Genomic DNA, 13,472 nt, shown 5'->3' on the forward strand with positions numbered 1-13,472 from the left:
AGTGAAAAACGTGGTAATTGTCGATTCCGTTCGTACAGCAATTGGCAAGCTTGGCGGCAGCCTGGGAAATGAAACAGCAGATTATCTCGGATCCCATGTCATCGGTGAATTGCTTAAACGTACTGGATTAAACGCAAATGAAGTGGAAGAAGTGATTTTGGGCCAGGCAAAACAAAGCGCTGATGCGTCTAACTTAGCGAGGGTTTCCATGCTCCGTGCGGGCATACCGGAAACCGTTCCCGGCTATACCATTCACAGGCAATGCGGCTCAGGCGTTCAGGCAGTTAATTCTGCCGCCCAGCAAATTCAAGCTGGCATTTCCGATATCATTATTGCTGGGGGAGCGGAATCTATGAGCACCGCTCCATATTACGTAAATGCTGTGCGCTTCGGAACGAAATCGGGAGATGTGTCTTTGAAGGATCCGAATACGGCCAGCCAGCCAGGTTCCCAGCCGAGAGAAATCTATGGGGATTTAAATATGGGAACCACGGCAGAAAACGTGGCAGAAAAATATAAGATTTCGCGTGAGGAACAGGATGAATTTGCCTTAAGAAGCCAGGAAAAAGCCAAAGCTGCCATATCCAAGGGTTACTTTGAAAAAGAAATCACAGCGTATACATTAAAGTCCAGAAAAGGGAATGTTGAATTCCAAGTTGATGAACATCCACGCGAAACAAACATGGAGAAATTATCAGCATTAAGACCAGTGTTTAAACAAGGAGGAACGGTGACCGCCGGGAATGCGAGCGGAAGAAATGACGGCGCTTCCGCCTTGCTGGTCATGTCGGAAGATGAAGCATTAAAACGAGGATACAAACCAAAAGCACGCATCCTTGCCCAGGCTGCAGCCGGCTGTTCACCTGAGTTAATGGGAATGGGGCCGGTTTATGCGACTTTGAAGGCATTAAAACAAACGAATTTAAAGATAAATGATCTGGATGTTGTCGAATTGAATGAAGCATTTGCTTCACAAGCAATTGCTTGTATCAATGAACTAAACCTGGATATAAATAAGGTGAATCCTAACGGTGGAGCCATTGCTATGGGACATCCTATTGGTGCAACAGGTGCCATCCTTTTTACAAAACTGGTACATGAGCTTGAAAGGACCGGAAAAAAATACGGGCTTGTTACGTTATGCATCGCAGGTGGAATGGGGATAGCGACCATTATTGAAAATATCCAAGTATAATATAGATGTATCTACATAAAACGCAGAGCAGAAGATTACTTCTGCTTTTTGTTTTTTAATTTCAGGCTGCATACTTGCTGAAGCCAGCATAAGACGGGTCCATAAATCCCAAAGTTACATAGGAAATATACGGTCTTGGAAGCAAGATTAAATTCTTAAAAAATATTTTCATAAACTTTTGAAATCATAATTGAAATACCTGCCATTTTTTTCTATACTAAAAATGCAAATGGAATTGTAGGAATATTATATAAATAAACAATAATCCTACTCAAAAGTATTAAAGTTTGATATTTCAACCATTCCTTTGTTATAATAAAGTGTTTTTAACATATCGAGGAGGAACATTATTTTAATGTCAATTGAAATAGGAAGTAAGGTACAAGGTAAAGTAACTGGTATCACTAATTTTGGAGCATTCGTAGAATTACCTGGAGGAACAACAGGTCTTGTGCATATCAGTGAAGTTGCTGATAGCTATGTAAAAGATGTTAATGATCATCTGAAAATAGGTGATATGGTTGAAGTTAAAGTGTTGAGTGAAAAAGAAGGAAAGGTTGCCTTGTCGATAAAGCAAACCATAGATAAACCTGAAGGGCAATCTTCTTATAAGCAACGTCCTCGCCCCACTCAAGGTAGAGGGAATGATCGTTCTAGAGGGAACTTTAAACCAAGAGAAACCTTTGAAGATAAAATGTCTAAATTCTTAAAGAGTAGTGAAGAGAGCTTATCTTCTCTAAAACGTAACACTGAAGGAAAACGAGGTGGAAGAGGAGGAAGACGTGGTTAACTTGCTGCGTTTTAATTTCTTCATCATGAAGGCAAGCCTATAAACTGGCTTGCCTTCTTTAATGTGTTGTAATTAAATATTTTTCTGATTCTGTATGGTTACCAAGTAATAAGGGTTCTTGGCCTATATCGTATGAAAACTTGCTTAGGCGGTGATATACTTGATACAAAAAATTTCCGAGCAGAGGCGATTAAATGAAGCGGTATGGGTGGATTTTTTTAACGGCCGTGTTCCTTTTCCTTGTTGGCTGTAATTATGAAAATAATGTAGTTAACAACGAATCATAAGATACAACTTACTTTTTTTATAATCGCTTAAATAATTTCTACCATTTTAAACTAAAGGGTGCTGAGTTGAATTCGGAGCTGCCATTATGGCGGCTCTTTGTGCGACGGGCAGTCGCAAACGGATGACTTCTTGCTTTTCGACAAATCGAAAGAGCAAATTAAGTCGGCTGCCTCTTTGACAAAGGAAAAATTGAAGGAACCTGGCTTAGAAATTTCAAAAGAGAAGACAGAGATTGTGGATTTTCAAAAGAATAATTTCGACTTCCTTGGTTTTACTTTTCATCATTGGAGAGAAAGGATAGCCAGAAACTACATAAGATGCAAAATGCCTGGAACGCATCCTCTTGATATTCTTGGAACATATGGGTAAGCCGTATGCCTTAAAAGGGCACGTACGGTTTGATAAGGGGGAAGCCAGGCGTAACGAACAACCCGAAAAAGCAGCTTTTGACACGGAAGCGGTGTTTATTCATGTTACTAAATTTTTTGAAGCACCAGAGGCATCCGAGGGTTTAAATATTTTAGAGTTTAGCGGAAAAGAAGGAGTTCAATGATTGGTGTGTATAGAGTACCTTTTGTTCTGGGAGGTGCTCTTTATGAAATAAAATGAAATGGGAGTAAGAAAAGTTTCAATGTATATATGTTAAAATCGATGGACCTTTGTGAAATGGTACACTTAAAGTAAAGGGGGCGCTAGGTGAAGTTTAATTTCAGTCCAACTTCTTTCTTTATATAAGTGTTGTTGCGGTAATCCGAGTAAATCATGCAATGAATGCTATCTACTCGGAAATTCTACACTCCCTTAATAACGTTGTGGGAAAATTGGGAAAGTTTATACACTTGAATGTGATTTAATATTGCCAAAAGAAGATGACCTGAATTCAATTGCCCCGACTTCGTTTCCTGCTTTATCGATAAATAAATGACCGTAATTTTTCGACAGTTGGTTAAACATTTCATGGATATTTTCAGCTGTCAAAATTATTGGTTGTTCTTTTCCAGAGGAACCTTTCACAAATACAGTGTATATATTTCTTTTCTTATGTACTACTACCATACAAAGTATCCTCCTGTCGTCATTTTACCTACTTCCTTTTAAATTATAGAGTCTAATCCCAACAAGTTGTGAACAAATCGTAATACAAAAGTTGACAGAAAATATAAAGCTTAGGCAAGTTATTCCAAAAATCGAGAAATTATTTTATTCAACAGTGTCATACCATTAAAAGAAAACTCGAATGCTTTAGAGATGTATAAGTATCATCTTCCAGATGCTTTATAAATAGTAATTCGTCACTAAATCACGTTTTACAACTGAGACAAAATCATTAGTTAGTGGTAAATTGTTTAATGATGAAGTCCACATATTGATCATTTTTCTATGTAAAGATAGTCAGCAAGATGATACAAGATGATAATAAATATGGAAGTAATCCTAAACTTTCAGCCGCCTAATCATAGGCGGTTTTTTAAATTAAAGATACCACCAATTAATTAAGCGGTGGTATCTTTAATCAATTATCCGGTGAACTGCCAACCCCTTGTACTCTTTTTGGCTTCAGTTAAATAGCTAACATCTTCTTCGAACCATGTCTTGTCCCATATTTCAATTCTATCCGGAGCTACCATTTTAATATCGATTTCATAAGTTGTTCCATCGATTTCCCCAACATAATAAACATGCTTAGTACCATCAAAAAATTCATGAGTGCCGCTGTATTGGACGTTTTTAAAGTCGAGTTTTTTTAATATCCGATCAAACGGTTCATTCACCATACCATCTCCTTTTATTTTTATTTATTCTAAAAATTTCCGTAATTTTCTATGTGTAAACTTAAATTCGAAAAGATAAGTCAAAAGTTCGGTGTTTTCTAAAGTGAATAGGGAAAAGATACAAATGTGCATTGAATTAATAAAGGGGGATACTATGGCTGAAAAAGCAAGCGTAGGAGATAATATTACATTTCATGGTGGAATTGAAGGCACTGTAAGGACAGTCAATGAGAATTCCGTAATTGTTGAAATAACGAAGAATAATACCGAGGAAGTTTTCGGTGGAGGTGTCACAGTAATTAATCATAAGAACTACAAAATTATTAAGAAGTAATACAAAAACCCACTGTTATAAATTCAGTGGGTTGGATTATTTTCAAGTATTCATTGTTCAGGAAGAAAAAACGAAGATGTTAACCATTGCCGACCATAACACTGCACTATTTTCTTCCTAACAATAATATATTTTTATGAAGTTGAATTGTACAGAGATACATGCAAAAAAGTACAATTTAACTTCAAGTTTATATTGGGTATATTCCAGATAACGTTTTCATCGTTTCTTTCTCCCGATACTCAGTGGATGATCTCACTGGGTATTTTTATCGTATAAATTATACTATACCCAGAATAAGCGAGAATATTCGTACTAAAGAAGAAAAAAACTACACAGATTCTACAAGGCTGGGAAGGTAGTGGAATCCGTTAGTTTTTTTCTCCGCAACGATTGTTTTTTCTTGAAGTCAAATTTAATAATTGTTCACGTATTACCGTCCGATTACAGAAGTTGGAGGATTTGACCTCATTATTTATTATGGAAACAATCTAGAATTTTTATTCTGGAAAAGAGAATGTTGTATATGATTATAACCACCCGGTTTTTACCAACTAGCTTTTTTCACGCCGGGGATTTGCCCTTTATATGCAAGTTCTCTAAAACAAATACGGCAAAGTTTAAATTTACGAAGTACAGAATGTGGACGTCCGCAACGTTCACAGCGTGTGTACTGTTGGACTTCGTATTTAGGCGTGCGTCTTTGTTTGACGATCATAGATGTTTTAGCCATAATTTGGCCTCCCTTCTTTCTGAAAGTGTTCAAATAAATGTAAAAGCTAACCTATTGCCAGTAGGTTAGCTTTTTCACAGACAAGGAAAACAACACACAGTAAAACCGATGCTTCACAGCGTCCTTTTTATATTTTACTTTCCAATAATCATTATTCATGCTGTCTTATTGATTATTATTAATCTTAAATGTACCGATTCTATAGGGACACATTATTCGTAAATTCTTATGAAGAAGGCTACTATCCAGAAATTTATGGAAAATCCACTGACTTACGAATTCATAAGTGGGAACACTTTTTTTCTAATGGGCAGGGTAGTTCAACCAAAAAATTGCTCATTGATGTCGCATTTGACCCATTTTGTTGCCTAAAAAACCTTGAACAGATATCGACCACTGAGTAGTCATCCAATCAAGGTGTGTGGAGATCCAAGCCACACCTCAAGCATAGCAGTGTTAGAATTAAATGGAAGAGGAATGGGTGTTCTTAAGTAATTTATCCCATTGGGCTGGTAGTAGTCGTCATCTTATAAATAGCTATTGCTGCGAATTCAACATCATCAAAGGTTTCTACAGTTTGGGAAATCGAAATGAATTTTTTGTTTTTAGACCATTCACAGACAATATTTCTTTGTGATTGCGATGGAAAGTATGCGTAATTGCACAATTGCCATAAAAACTCAAATCAACTAACATGTATTTTATTTTATCTATATCCATTTATCTATCATCTCCCCATTATTACACGAAAATTTTACTTTTTATATGTTTCATGCCTTGAAGTTGTTTTTTGGGGAGAGAAGAAAAATTCAAACACTGCTGTAAATAAACTCTGAATAAATGAACAGTACATAAAAATTGTGCAACAAATACGTTTCCTTGTTCAACTAACGGTGCTTAGTAAAAGAAAAAGGGGTGGTCTTTAATATTCATATCTTTTTTATCTATGAAGTCCAACGTCCCCATTACGTTATTGAAGCATAGATAAGGGTTGGATCAGCCACTCTTTCCCACACACAGAACACTACTTCAATTCCGGCTTTACAAGGGATACTCCTTCTCCTCAAAGTCAATACTATGAAAAAAAGTTCGGTTTAGTTGCAGAAAGTTGGTATAAGGAGGTGGCCCCCTGTTCAGGGACGATCATGGAATTGATGAATTTATTCTTATTGGCTGTTCTTATCGCCTTAACAGCTTTCTTTGTGGCAACAGAGTTTGCGATCATACGAGTGAGGCCTTCACGGGTAGAACAGTTGATTTCAGAAGGAAGAAAAGGTGCCCGTGCCGCGAAAGAAACGACATCCAATTTAGATCAATATTTATCAGCCTGCCAATTGGGTATTACCGTAACGGCCTTGGGACTGGGCTGGATAGGCGAACCCACCATTGAAAGTCTCCTGCATCCCCTTTTTGTGGCTATGAACTTAACGGAGGATGTGGAAAATATTGGTTCATTTATTTTTGCGTTTGCCATTGTTACATTTTTGCATGTGGTGATGGGGGAACTCGCTCCGAAAACGGTGGCAATACAAAAAACAGAGGCCATTACGCTATTGTTTTCGAAACCGATTATCTGGTTTTCCAAAATCATGTATCCATTCATTTGGGCGTTAAATGGGTCGGCTCGTGCGCTTACACGGATGTTTGGCTTGGAACCTGCTACGGAACATGAAATTGCCCATTCAGAAGAAGAATTGCGGTTTCTGCTTTCGGAAAGTTATCAAAGTGGAGCCATAAACCAGGCAGAAATGAAGTATGTAAATAATATTTTTGATTTTGACGAAACGGTTGCTAGGGAAATCATGGTTCCGCGGACTGAAATGGTAACCATATCTATAGAAGATGATTTTGAAACCATTCTTGATGTTATACGACAGGAAAAATATACTAGGTATCCCGTTATAAGAGGGGATAAAGATCATGTTTTAGGCCTTATCCACATGAAGAGAATCCTTACAGCCGAAATCACTGGGAACACCAGTGACTTTAATTTGGCCAACTATGTGAAACCAATCATCCAGGTCCTTGAAACGGTTCCTGTTGATCAATTATTGATTACCATGCAAAAACAACGGGTGCATATGGCCATCCTATATGACGAGTATGGAGGCACATCAGGACTCGTTACAGTGGAAGACATCCTAGAAGAAATTGTGGGAGATATACGGGACGAATTTGATGCGGAAGAAGTACCTGAAGTCCGGAAGGTTGGAGAGGGACATTTCATCTTTAATGCCAAAGTAACAATAAGGGATGTGAATGATTTGTTAGGAACCCGTTTATCCGAAGAAAATGTGGACACATTGGGGGGGTGGTTTCTGACCCAGCGTACGGATGTTAAACAGGGTGACGAAATTCAGGAAGGTGGATATATGTTTGTTGTCCAGGGAATTGATGGCAATCATATTGAATATATAGAGGCGCAAAAGATAAGCTAAAAGGGCTGATGCTATCCAGTCATATTTTAATCAGGCGGACTCAATGATTCTTTCGAAAAAAAACAATTGGATCTTTGGTTCAATTGCCTTGTTAGCAGCTGGAATAATTATATTACGGATTGGATGCAATTGATGGTAAATACACTGCTTAAAAATGGGGCTGATCCAAATAATGAAACAAGCGTATATGATGACACCTCTTATGACGGCGGCTGAAAAAGGAAGACCTAAACTAATTGAAGTCCTTCATTCCCCCGGGGCCGATGTAAATTATCAGGATAGTATGACGCCTCTAATTATATGCGGCAGAAGGAACAGATGAGGAGACGGTTAAAATTTTACTTTAACTAGGGGCAGACCCTAGGAATTTATGTTCTCTAATTTTTAAAAACCGTACTGTCTGGCATAACGTCTCATCCAAAAAAATATTTGGCAATAAATCAATAAGCCCAATAATCCGGCACTCCAAATTATCAGGCTTATGGCTATGCTATTTTGGAGGACATGTGGCAAATATGCTGTTTGGCTGTGGATTACATTATATTTTGTACAAGCTATCACAGTGACAGCCTTTTAAGAGAAAGCCTATCAGCAACTTTCTAATTCAACTAATAAGGTCCATAGTTAAAAGGTCAGCTACCATATCTGGCTTTTTTGTATATCTAAGAGACAGCAGTCATGTAACCCAAGAAAACGCGATTGGAGCATAAAAAAACCCTTGGTGATGATAGTAATGTTCTAAACTTGAAAAGCACAAAGGACTAATCAAAACCAGCGGGCTTGTTTATTTGAATGAACCCAAAATGAAAAGAATGCTCAGAGGACGTAAGAAAATATCATCGTTCTGTTTCATCCTTGCCGTTTTCATCTTCATCTTTATTGAACCATAGTGGTTCGTTGTCATCAACATCGCCATTATAATTAATTAGTACCTCTTCTCCTGCTTTTATATCTGTGTATGCATAGAATTCAAATGTATGATTCTTAAAGTTAATGTCATAAGTTGCGTTAGGCTTATAGGAATGATTAAATAGCATGCCATATCCCAGCACAACTGCAGTGTGGTTTTTACCATACTCAAACACATAATCATCAAGTACTGTGTTCTCAATTAAAATATGCTCCCTATTGGGATAGGGGATGACAGGTGCTACATGTATAAGCTCACCTTTTGCTATATCAACTGTCGCAAATACGCCTCTATTGAATTCCCCATCGCTGAGGGGGGATGGTTTTATTTCTAAAATGTTAATCACCTTCGAGTTCTTTAGTCTATACTTCCTTATCATATAATATGAGGGTTTATACTGAAGAAAGCAACTGTTTTAATTAATCAAATTGATAACCTGTGACTTCATAAGCTTTCTGGTTTCCTTTGAAATTGGTTTCAGTGTTGCTGTACATATTAGCTATATACAGTTTAATACTCCTCGCATTTCGAACACGTTTCAGTACGAGCCTACAGGGAATATTCATACGTCTCTCCTATAGCGCACTCGGCGTCACCATTTTATTTTCATTGGTTTATGCGGCAAATAATGTTTTTCGGATGTGGGCCTGTCAGCATTGACTTTATGCTTACATTTCATGGCGTCCTTAACTGTGTCATTTTTGGGATGTTCGGGGTGCTTGGCTGGACACTGGTGCCGCCTCAGTCAAGTCAGGCTGTTTGGGATTTTCCGGTCAGTCAAGTCAGAGGGGAACTAAAAGATACGGGAGATCAAGTGCCGGGGCTTGTGGACGATTTGAATCTTTATGTGGATACAAAGGCGTTATCTAAAACAATTGTCCATTTTAGTAACGCTTTCACTGTCAAATGAGACCCCTATAGAGCTAGGTATCGTGCAAGAACAGCTCGTGATTTATCTGAATATTAACGAGCCCTAAAAAAGAGTTCCCAAGTTGGTAATTCTTTTCTTTATTTTGCGGAAGATAGTGAAACAACTAGAGATAGTATTCTGGGAAGGTGTTAAAAAGGCGTTATTTGATGCGGAATAAGTATACTAATAAAGAAATCCCCTATATTAAAGTTAAATTAGAAAATATGTAGGAAATACAGACGCCGGTATCGAATTAATAACTTAAAAGGAGGAATGTCAATGCTTATTAAACAAAAAACAGTTGCTGAGTTAAAGAAAGGTAATATTTATACTGAACAGGATGTTTACAATTTTTTTCACTCTAATCAGGATGCTATTGTACTTTCAGAAGACATCTCCAAGCTCGACCCTTCAAATACTAAGACTCTTTATTTCATTAAAGACAAGATAACAGCTTTTGTTCATACTGCAGACTCCAGCCAAAATTCCACAGAGAGAAAAGTAATTTACCATATAAAGCATGTGTTTAATCGTTCGTAAATTAAGATAACAATATTTTTATGAATGAACTAGAGGCAGATACTTCTCTGCTTGTTCGAATCATAATGCAAACAGGGCTATATTTACTAGCCCTGTTTGCATTAAAGGTTAGGTGAACAAGACATTGTTTTTTACTAGATCATGTGTTGATTTTCCGACTCAAATACGTGTTTCTATTCAAAACGGGTGCTATTTATAAATATGCAGGAGTGATACGGTTTCATTTTGTCGTTAGTCGGAAGAAGGAATAAAAGGCAAATCTAAATTGTGATAAAATTGCCCTTTGATATTTTTTTATCTTAATTCTGTCTCTATTATTTAGAAATTAATGGAAAAAACAAGACATATAGTTCTTATCTAGTTTTTCTATTAATTAAAAAAGAATATAAAGGATGTAATATAAAAGAGAAGAGTTTACCGTATGTCTAAATAATGTTGCATAACCTTTGACGGGAAGAAGTGGAGGGGCAGTGGTCTTAAGGATACAATAATGGCAGGGGGCATTATTAAATTATGTTGTGCTTGTTTCAAACAGTTGTACATAGCTTTACCGCCAACTGAATTAGCAGAGTGAATCGTTATGCGTTTTGCAAATAGTTTTTCTTTAACCATCGTTTGAACAAGCATGAAACCATTCCTAGTTCTATCTAATAAATCGTGATCCAAAGAGAGATGTTCAATCTCAAAGTTCTGCAATAGCTTTATACATTCGTCAATAGTCTCGACTAACACATAGCCATCGGGTGCTTTCCGATAGTCATCGAGGAAAACGCTAATTTTGTCCATTTCTTATACTCCTTCCTTTAAATAAGGAGTGACTAAGAAAAGTCAAATAATCCCTAGATAATGTGATTTTATCTATTAAGTCTAACACAATAATGTAAGAGTAAGGCATATTCGACTATAAAAGCTAATATATGACAACCTTTTTTACTATCATTGTTCGTTAATCTTCCTCAGGCATCTCCTTTTCTGTTTCACATTATTTGTGATGATAAATTAACATTGTTATGATGTCTTGTAAAGGAGGGATATCAATTGATTGAAAAAGTAGAAAAAACAGTGCAAGAGCGATGGGTTCCATCTTTTCGTTTTGAACGAAACGAGGCAGCACCCTTCACACCCTTTAAGAAAAAAACGACAGAGGCCAAAATTGCTCTCGTTACAACCGGTGGAGTATATATAAAAGGAATGACACCGTTTAACGACAACTATGGTCTAGGTGATGTTTCTTATCGGGAAATTCCAGTTGATACGGATTTATCCACCGTATCATTTGCTCATGAACATTATGATCAAACCAATGCACGGAAAGATCCTAATGTAGTATTCCCTTTGGATGTATTAAAAGAATTACGGTCAGAAGGAAAAATAGGTGATTTAGCGGAAACCCATTATAGTTTTATGGGATATATTCCTGTTCCCCATCCCTTAAAAAATGTTACTGCACCTGAAGTTGCAAAAAAGTTAAAGAAAGAGAATGTGGATGCTGTCATATTGGTTCCTTCCTGACCACTTTGCCAGCAGTCGGCCGGTCTGGTCGCACGAACCATTGAATCTCATGGAATTCCAACCGTAGCACTTACGTTAGCCAAAGAAATTTCTGAAATTGTTAATGTTCCCCGATCTCTTTATAATCGCTTTCCTTTTGGCAGCCCCGTGGGTGGACCCGGAGCCAAAGAACAGCAAAAACAAGTACTCAGTTTAGCACTAGAAGTATTAGAAACGTCTACTGAGCCGGGTACGATTATCGATTCAAACTTAAAGTATCAACGTTAACATCTTTCCGTCTTTTTAAAAGGGGAACTATTTTTGTGTAATATGTAAAAAAGATGTATCAGTATTGAAAATACTCATTCCCTTACATGCAGAAAAAAATAAATCCCCTTAGCTAAAGTGAACTGTGCCCTATAAAATGGACAGTCAAAAAAAGACCTTTTGTGTTAAGCTACTAACAAATGGCTCCGGTATTGCTCCGGAGTCATTGTATTTAGGCTCCATTGATATCATCTAGAACTGTAGTCCTCCATACTCTCTGGTCCGTGCGTATTTCGAAAGATTAATATATGTTTCGGAGTGATATAAAATTGAAGAAGCCCAATAATCAGGCACCCTAATTATCAGGCTTCATTCTTTGCCATTCGCAAAGGAGGAAAATGGCGAATATGCTGTTTGGCTGTGGCTTACTTTATAATATGTACAAGCTATCAAAGTGACAGCCCATTTTTAAAACAAAAAAGCCTCATAAAAAGGCTTGTACCAAATTTTTAGGCTTGTTTTAGATTAGCCCCAGTAGAACATTCTGGCTCCTAAAATGATAATCAGCAGAACGACAATAACAAGAACAAATGCAGCCTCTCGGCCACGTCCGTATTCTTCACCCATAGTAATCGCTCCTTTTTCGTTACGCAATGAGATTTCATGAACCATTTAAGTAGTTTTTAACTACCTCGCTCCTATCCTTTATTAATTTGATATCCTTTCACAAGGTCCTCCTATAAAAATTTTAAAATCTAGACATATACCTATACCCATACAAGAAAGATGACATAAGGTATTCTATCCCTTATGAGAGGTGGTGTTGTTATGTTCGGTTGCTATGGAGGCTATGGTGGTTACGGCTATGGTGGTTACGGCTATGGAGGCTGTGGTGGGTTCGGTGGCGGTTTCGCCCTAATCCTTGTGCTTTTCATTTTATTGATTATCATTGGCTGCGCATGTTTTAACTAAGAAATCGCTCTGTGCCATCTCTTCGACTTAAAAAATATACCGTTTTAACAACGTCTTGCCTGATCGGCGTTTCATTCGAACCATATCCAACAGGATTTAACCGTACCCTGTTCATAAAACTCGCTTCGTTATATAATCATCGCGCTGAGACTTGCCTTCTCAGCGCTTTATTTTGAAACAAATTACTTATTTTATATATAGCGTATGTACTTACTGTCCATCGTTTTTTCATTCATGAAAATATCCTAAATTAGGACTCACGCCTATACCCATACAAGAAAGATGACATAAGGTATTCTATCTCTTATGAGAGGTGGTGTTGTTATGTTCGGTTGCTATGGTGGTTATGGCTATGGAGGCTATGGTGGTTATGGCTATGGTGGCTACGGTGGGTTCGGCGGAGGTTTCGCCCTAATCCTTGTGCTTTTCATTTTATTGGTGATCATTGGGTGCTCATGTTTTTACTAAAAAATCTCCAGCTTTGTACCAACTTTTTCTAAATATCCACTTTTTAACAGTGTGTTTTTTCTGTGTTTTTAGTCAACACCTACCCCAACAATATCCATAGGAATTAGCCGTATCCTATTCATGAAATTCACTTCATTTATATTTGCGCTGAGACTTACCTACTCAGCGCTTTATTTCATGGCAAATTTGCTAAAGCGTATGGTCAACCAGAATTGTAAAAGGTTTTACTTATACTATCGGGTGCTTGGGTTTAAGGTCAAGAAGGCTGTTCGCTTACTTTATAATATGTACAAACTATCAAAGTGACAGCCTTTTTATCAAAAAGGAAAGCCTAATAATAAGTGATCTGACCCAATAAAGTTAG

Annotated in this window: 18 protein-coding genes; 13 read left to right on the plus strand and 5 right to left on the minus strand. The window is 37.3% G+C overall.

Annotation, left to right across the window (positions count from 1 at the left end):
- Position 1 precedes the first annotated feature (1 nt).
- From CUU64_RS13215 to CUU64_RS13230, 4 genes are all read left to right on the plus strand, one after another.
- Positions 2-1,195 (plus strand): thiolase family protein, encoded by a 1,194-nt coding sequence (locus CUU64_RS13215; protein WP_101634110.1) that lies wholly within the window; start codon positions 2-4, stop codon positions 1,193-1,195.
- 355 nt (positions 1,196-1,550) lie between these two features.
- Positions 1,551-1,985: a S1 domain-containing RNA-binding protein gene (locus tag CUU64_RS13220; protein WP_101634090.1), complete on the plus strand. Its 435-nt coding sequence runs from the start codon at positions 1,551-1,553 to the stop codon at positions 1,983-1,985.
- A 417-nt stretch (positions 1,986-2,402) separates the two neighbouring features.
- Positions 2,403-2,642 (plus strand): hypothetical protein, encoded by a 240-nt coding sequence (locus CUU64_RS13225; RefSeq protein WP_257985519.1) that lies wholly within the window; start codon positions 2,403-2,405, stop codon positions 2,640-2,642.
- The gene (locus CUU64_RS13230) at positions 2,617-2,826 is read left to right on the plus strand and encodes a hypothetical protein (RefSeq protein ID WP_257985521.1); all 210 of its coding nucleotides are present in this window, start codon (positions 2,617-2,619) and stop codon (positions 2,824-2,826) included. Before CUU64_RS13225 ends, CUU64_RS13230 begins: the two co-directional genes overlap by 26 nt.
- A 278-nt stretch (positions 2,827-3,104) precedes the next feature.
- On the opposite strand, the gene CUU64_RS13235 is transcribed toward CUU64_RS13230, so the two are convergent.
- Together CUU64_RS13235 and CUU64_RS13240 are read right to left on the minus strand one after the other, a co-directional pair.
- Positions 3,105-3,329: a hypothetical protein gene (locus CUU64_RS13235; RefSeq protein ID WP_101634092.1), complete on the minus strand. Its 225-nt coding sequence runs from the start codon at positions 3,327-3,329 to the stop codon at positions 3,105-3,107.
- A gap of 461 nt (positions 3,330-3,790) precedes the next feature.
- Positions 3,791-4,045: a hypothetical protein gene (locus CUU64_RS13240; RefSeq protein ID WP_101634093.1), complete on the minus strand. Its 255-nt coding sequence runs from the start codon at positions 4,043-4,045 to the stop codon at positions 3,791-3,793.
- Positions 4,046-4,199: 154 nt separating this feature from the next.
- On the opposite strand from CUU64_RS13240, the gene CUU64_RS13245 reads away from it, so the two are divergent.
- On the plus strand, positions 4,200-4,379 hold the full coding sequence (locus tag CUU64_RS13245) for a DUF2187 family protein (protein ID WP_101634094.1): 180 nt from the start codon (positions 4,200-4,202) through the stop codon (positions 4,377-4,379).
- A 547-nt stretch (positions 4,380-4,926) separates the two neighbouring features.
- Here CUU64_RS13245 and CUU64_RS13250 read toward each other — a convergent pair.
- A complete protein-coding gene (locus CUU64_RS13250; RefSeq protein WP_101634095.1) occupies positions 4,927-5,112 on the minus strand; it encodes a type Z 30S ribosomal protein S14 in 186 nt (61 codons plus the stop codon).
- A 1,145-nt stretch (positions 5,113-6,257) separates the two neighbouring features.
- On the opposite strand from CUU64_RS13250, the gene CUU64_RS13255 reads away from it, so the two are divergent.
- Complete coding sequence (locus tag CUU64_RS13255; protein ID WP_101634096.1) at positions 6,258-7,550, plus strand: hemolysin family protein; 1,293 nt, start codon at positions 6,258-6,260, stop codon at positions 7,548-7,550.
- 202 nt (positions 7,551-7,752) lie between these two features.
- Entirely contained in the window at positions 7,753-7,872 is a 120-nt protein-coding gene (locus tag CUU64_RS23140) for a hypothetical protein (RefSeq protein WP_374702720.1), read from the plus strand.
- 514 nt (positions 7,873-8,386) lie between these two features.
- Here CUU64_RS23140 and CUU64_RS13265 read toward each other — a convergent pair.
- The gene (locus CUU64_RS13265) at positions 8,387-8,797 is read right to left on the minus strand and encodes an SET domain-containing protein (protein WP_101634111.1); all 411 of its coding nucleotides are present in this window, start codon (positions 8,795-8,797) and stop codon (positions 8,387-8,389) included.
- Positions 8,798-8,940: 143 nt separating this feature from the next.
- Here CUU64_RS13265 and CUU64_RS21710 point away from each other — a divergent pair, with 143 nt between their 5' ends.
- The 3 genes from CUU64_RS21710 (at position 8,941) to CUU64_RS13275 (ending at position 9,910) form a co-directional block, all read left to right on the plus strand.
- Positions 8,941-9,120, plus strand: a complete 180-nt coding sequence (locus CUU64_RS21710; protein WP_257985520.1) for a hypothetical protein — start codon at positions 8,941-8,943, stop codon at positions 9,118-9,120.
- Entirely contained in the window at positions 9,089-9,370 is a 282-nt protein-coding gene (locus CUU64_RS13270) for a hypothetical protein (RefSeq protein WP_101634098.1), read from the plus strand. Before CUU64_RS21710 ends, CUU64_RS13270 begins: the two co-directional genes overlap by 32 nt.
- 279 nt (positions 9,371-9,649) lie before the next feature.
- The gene (locus CUU64_RS13275; RefSeq protein WP_101634099.1) at positions 9,650-9,910 is read left to right on the plus strand and encodes a hypothetical protein; all 261 of its coding nucleotides are present in this window, start codon (positions 9,650-9,652) and stop codon (positions 9,908-9,910) included.
- 414 nt (positions 9,911-10,324) lie between these two features.
- Here CUU64_RS13275 and CUU64_RS13280 read toward each other — a convergent pair whose 3' ends face one another.
- Complete coding sequence (locus CUU64_RS13280; protein WP_101634100.1) at positions 10,325-10,696, minus strand: cyclic-phosphate processing receiver domain-containing protein; 372 nt, start codon at positions 10,694-10,696, stop codon at positions 10,325-10,327.
- A 252-nt stretch (positions 10,697-10,948) separates the two neighbouring features.
- Between CUU64_RS13280 and CUU64_RS13285 the strand changes: the two genes are divergently transcribed.
- The 3 genes from CUU64_RS13285 (at position 10,949) to yjcZ (ending at position 13,108) form a co-directional block, all read left to right on the plus strand.
- Complete coding sequence (locus CUU64_RS13285; RefSeq protein ID WP_101634101.1) at positions 10,949-11,422, plus strand: glycine/sarcosine/betaine reductase selenoprotein B family protein; 474 nt, start codon at positions 10,949-10,951, stop codon at positions 11,420-11,422.
- 1,074 nt (positions 11,423-12,496) lie between these two features.
- Entirely contained in the window at positions 12,497-12,640 is a 144-nt protein-coding gene (locus CUU64_RS13290) for a YjcZ family sporulation protein (protein WP_101634102.1), read from the plus strand.
- A 324-nt stretch (positions 12,641-12,964) separates the two neighbouring features.
- Complete coding sequence (gene yjcZ, locus CUU64_RS13295; RefSeq protein WP_101634103.1) at positions 12,965-13,108, plus strand: sporulation protein YjcZ; 144 nt, start codon at positions 12,965-12,967, stop codon at positions 13,106-13,108.
- The last annotated feature ends 364 nt before the right edge of the window (positions 13,109-13,472 follow it).

It is taken from the genome of Bacillus sp. V5-8f (assembly GCF_002863565.1).
Lineage (GTDB): Bacteria > Bacillota > Bacilli > Bacillales > DSM-1321 > Peribacillus.

Excerpts from the sequence above, each read along its gene's own strand:
- CUU64_RS13220 (WP_101634090.1), top strand. The coding sequence starts at position 1,551 with ATGTCAATTGAAATAGGAAGTAAGGTACAAGGTAAAGTAACTGGTATC.
- CUU64_RS13235 (WP_101634092.1), bottom strand. The coding sequence starts at position 3,329 with ATGGTAGTAGTACATAAGAAAAGAAATATATACACTGTATTTGTGAAA.
- CUU64_RS13245 (WP_101634094.1), top strand. The coding sequence starts at position 4,200 with ATGGCTGAAAAAGCAAGCGTAGGAGATAATATTACATTTCATGGTGGA.
- CUU64_RS13250 (WP_101634095.1), bottom strand. The coding sequence starts at position 5,112 with ATGGCTAAAACATCTATGATCGTCAAACAAAGACGCACGCCTAAATAC.
- CUU64_RS13255 (WP_101634096.1), top strand. The coding sequence starts at position 6,258 with ATGGAATTGATGAATTTATTCTTATTGGCTGTTCTTATCGCCTTAACA.
- CUU64_RS23140 (WP_374702720.1), top strand. The coding sequence starts at position 7,753 with ATGACGGCGGCTGAAAAAGGAAGACCTAAACTAATTGAAGTCCTTCAT.
- CUU64_RS13270 (WP_101634098.1), top strand. The coding sequence starts at position 9,089 with ATGTTTTTCGGATGTGGGCCTGTCAGCATTGACTTTATGCTTACATTT.
- CUU64_RS13275 (WP_101634099.1), top strand. The coding sequence starts at position 9,650 with ATGCTTATTAAACAAAAAACAGTTGCTGAGTTAAAGAAAGGTAATATT.
- CUU64_RS13280 (WP_101634100.1), bottom strand. The coding sequence starts at position 10,696 with ATGGACAAAATTAGCGTTTTCCTCGATGACTATCGGAAAGCACCCGAT.
- CUU64_RS13290 (WP_101634102.1), top strand. The coding sequence starts at position 12,497 with ATGTTCGGTTGCTATGGAGGCTATGGTGGTTACGGCTATGGTGGTTAC.
- yjcZ (WP_101634103.1), top strand. The coding sequence starts at position 12,965 with ATGTTCGGTTGCTATGGTGGTTATGGCTATGGAGGCTATGGTGGTTAT.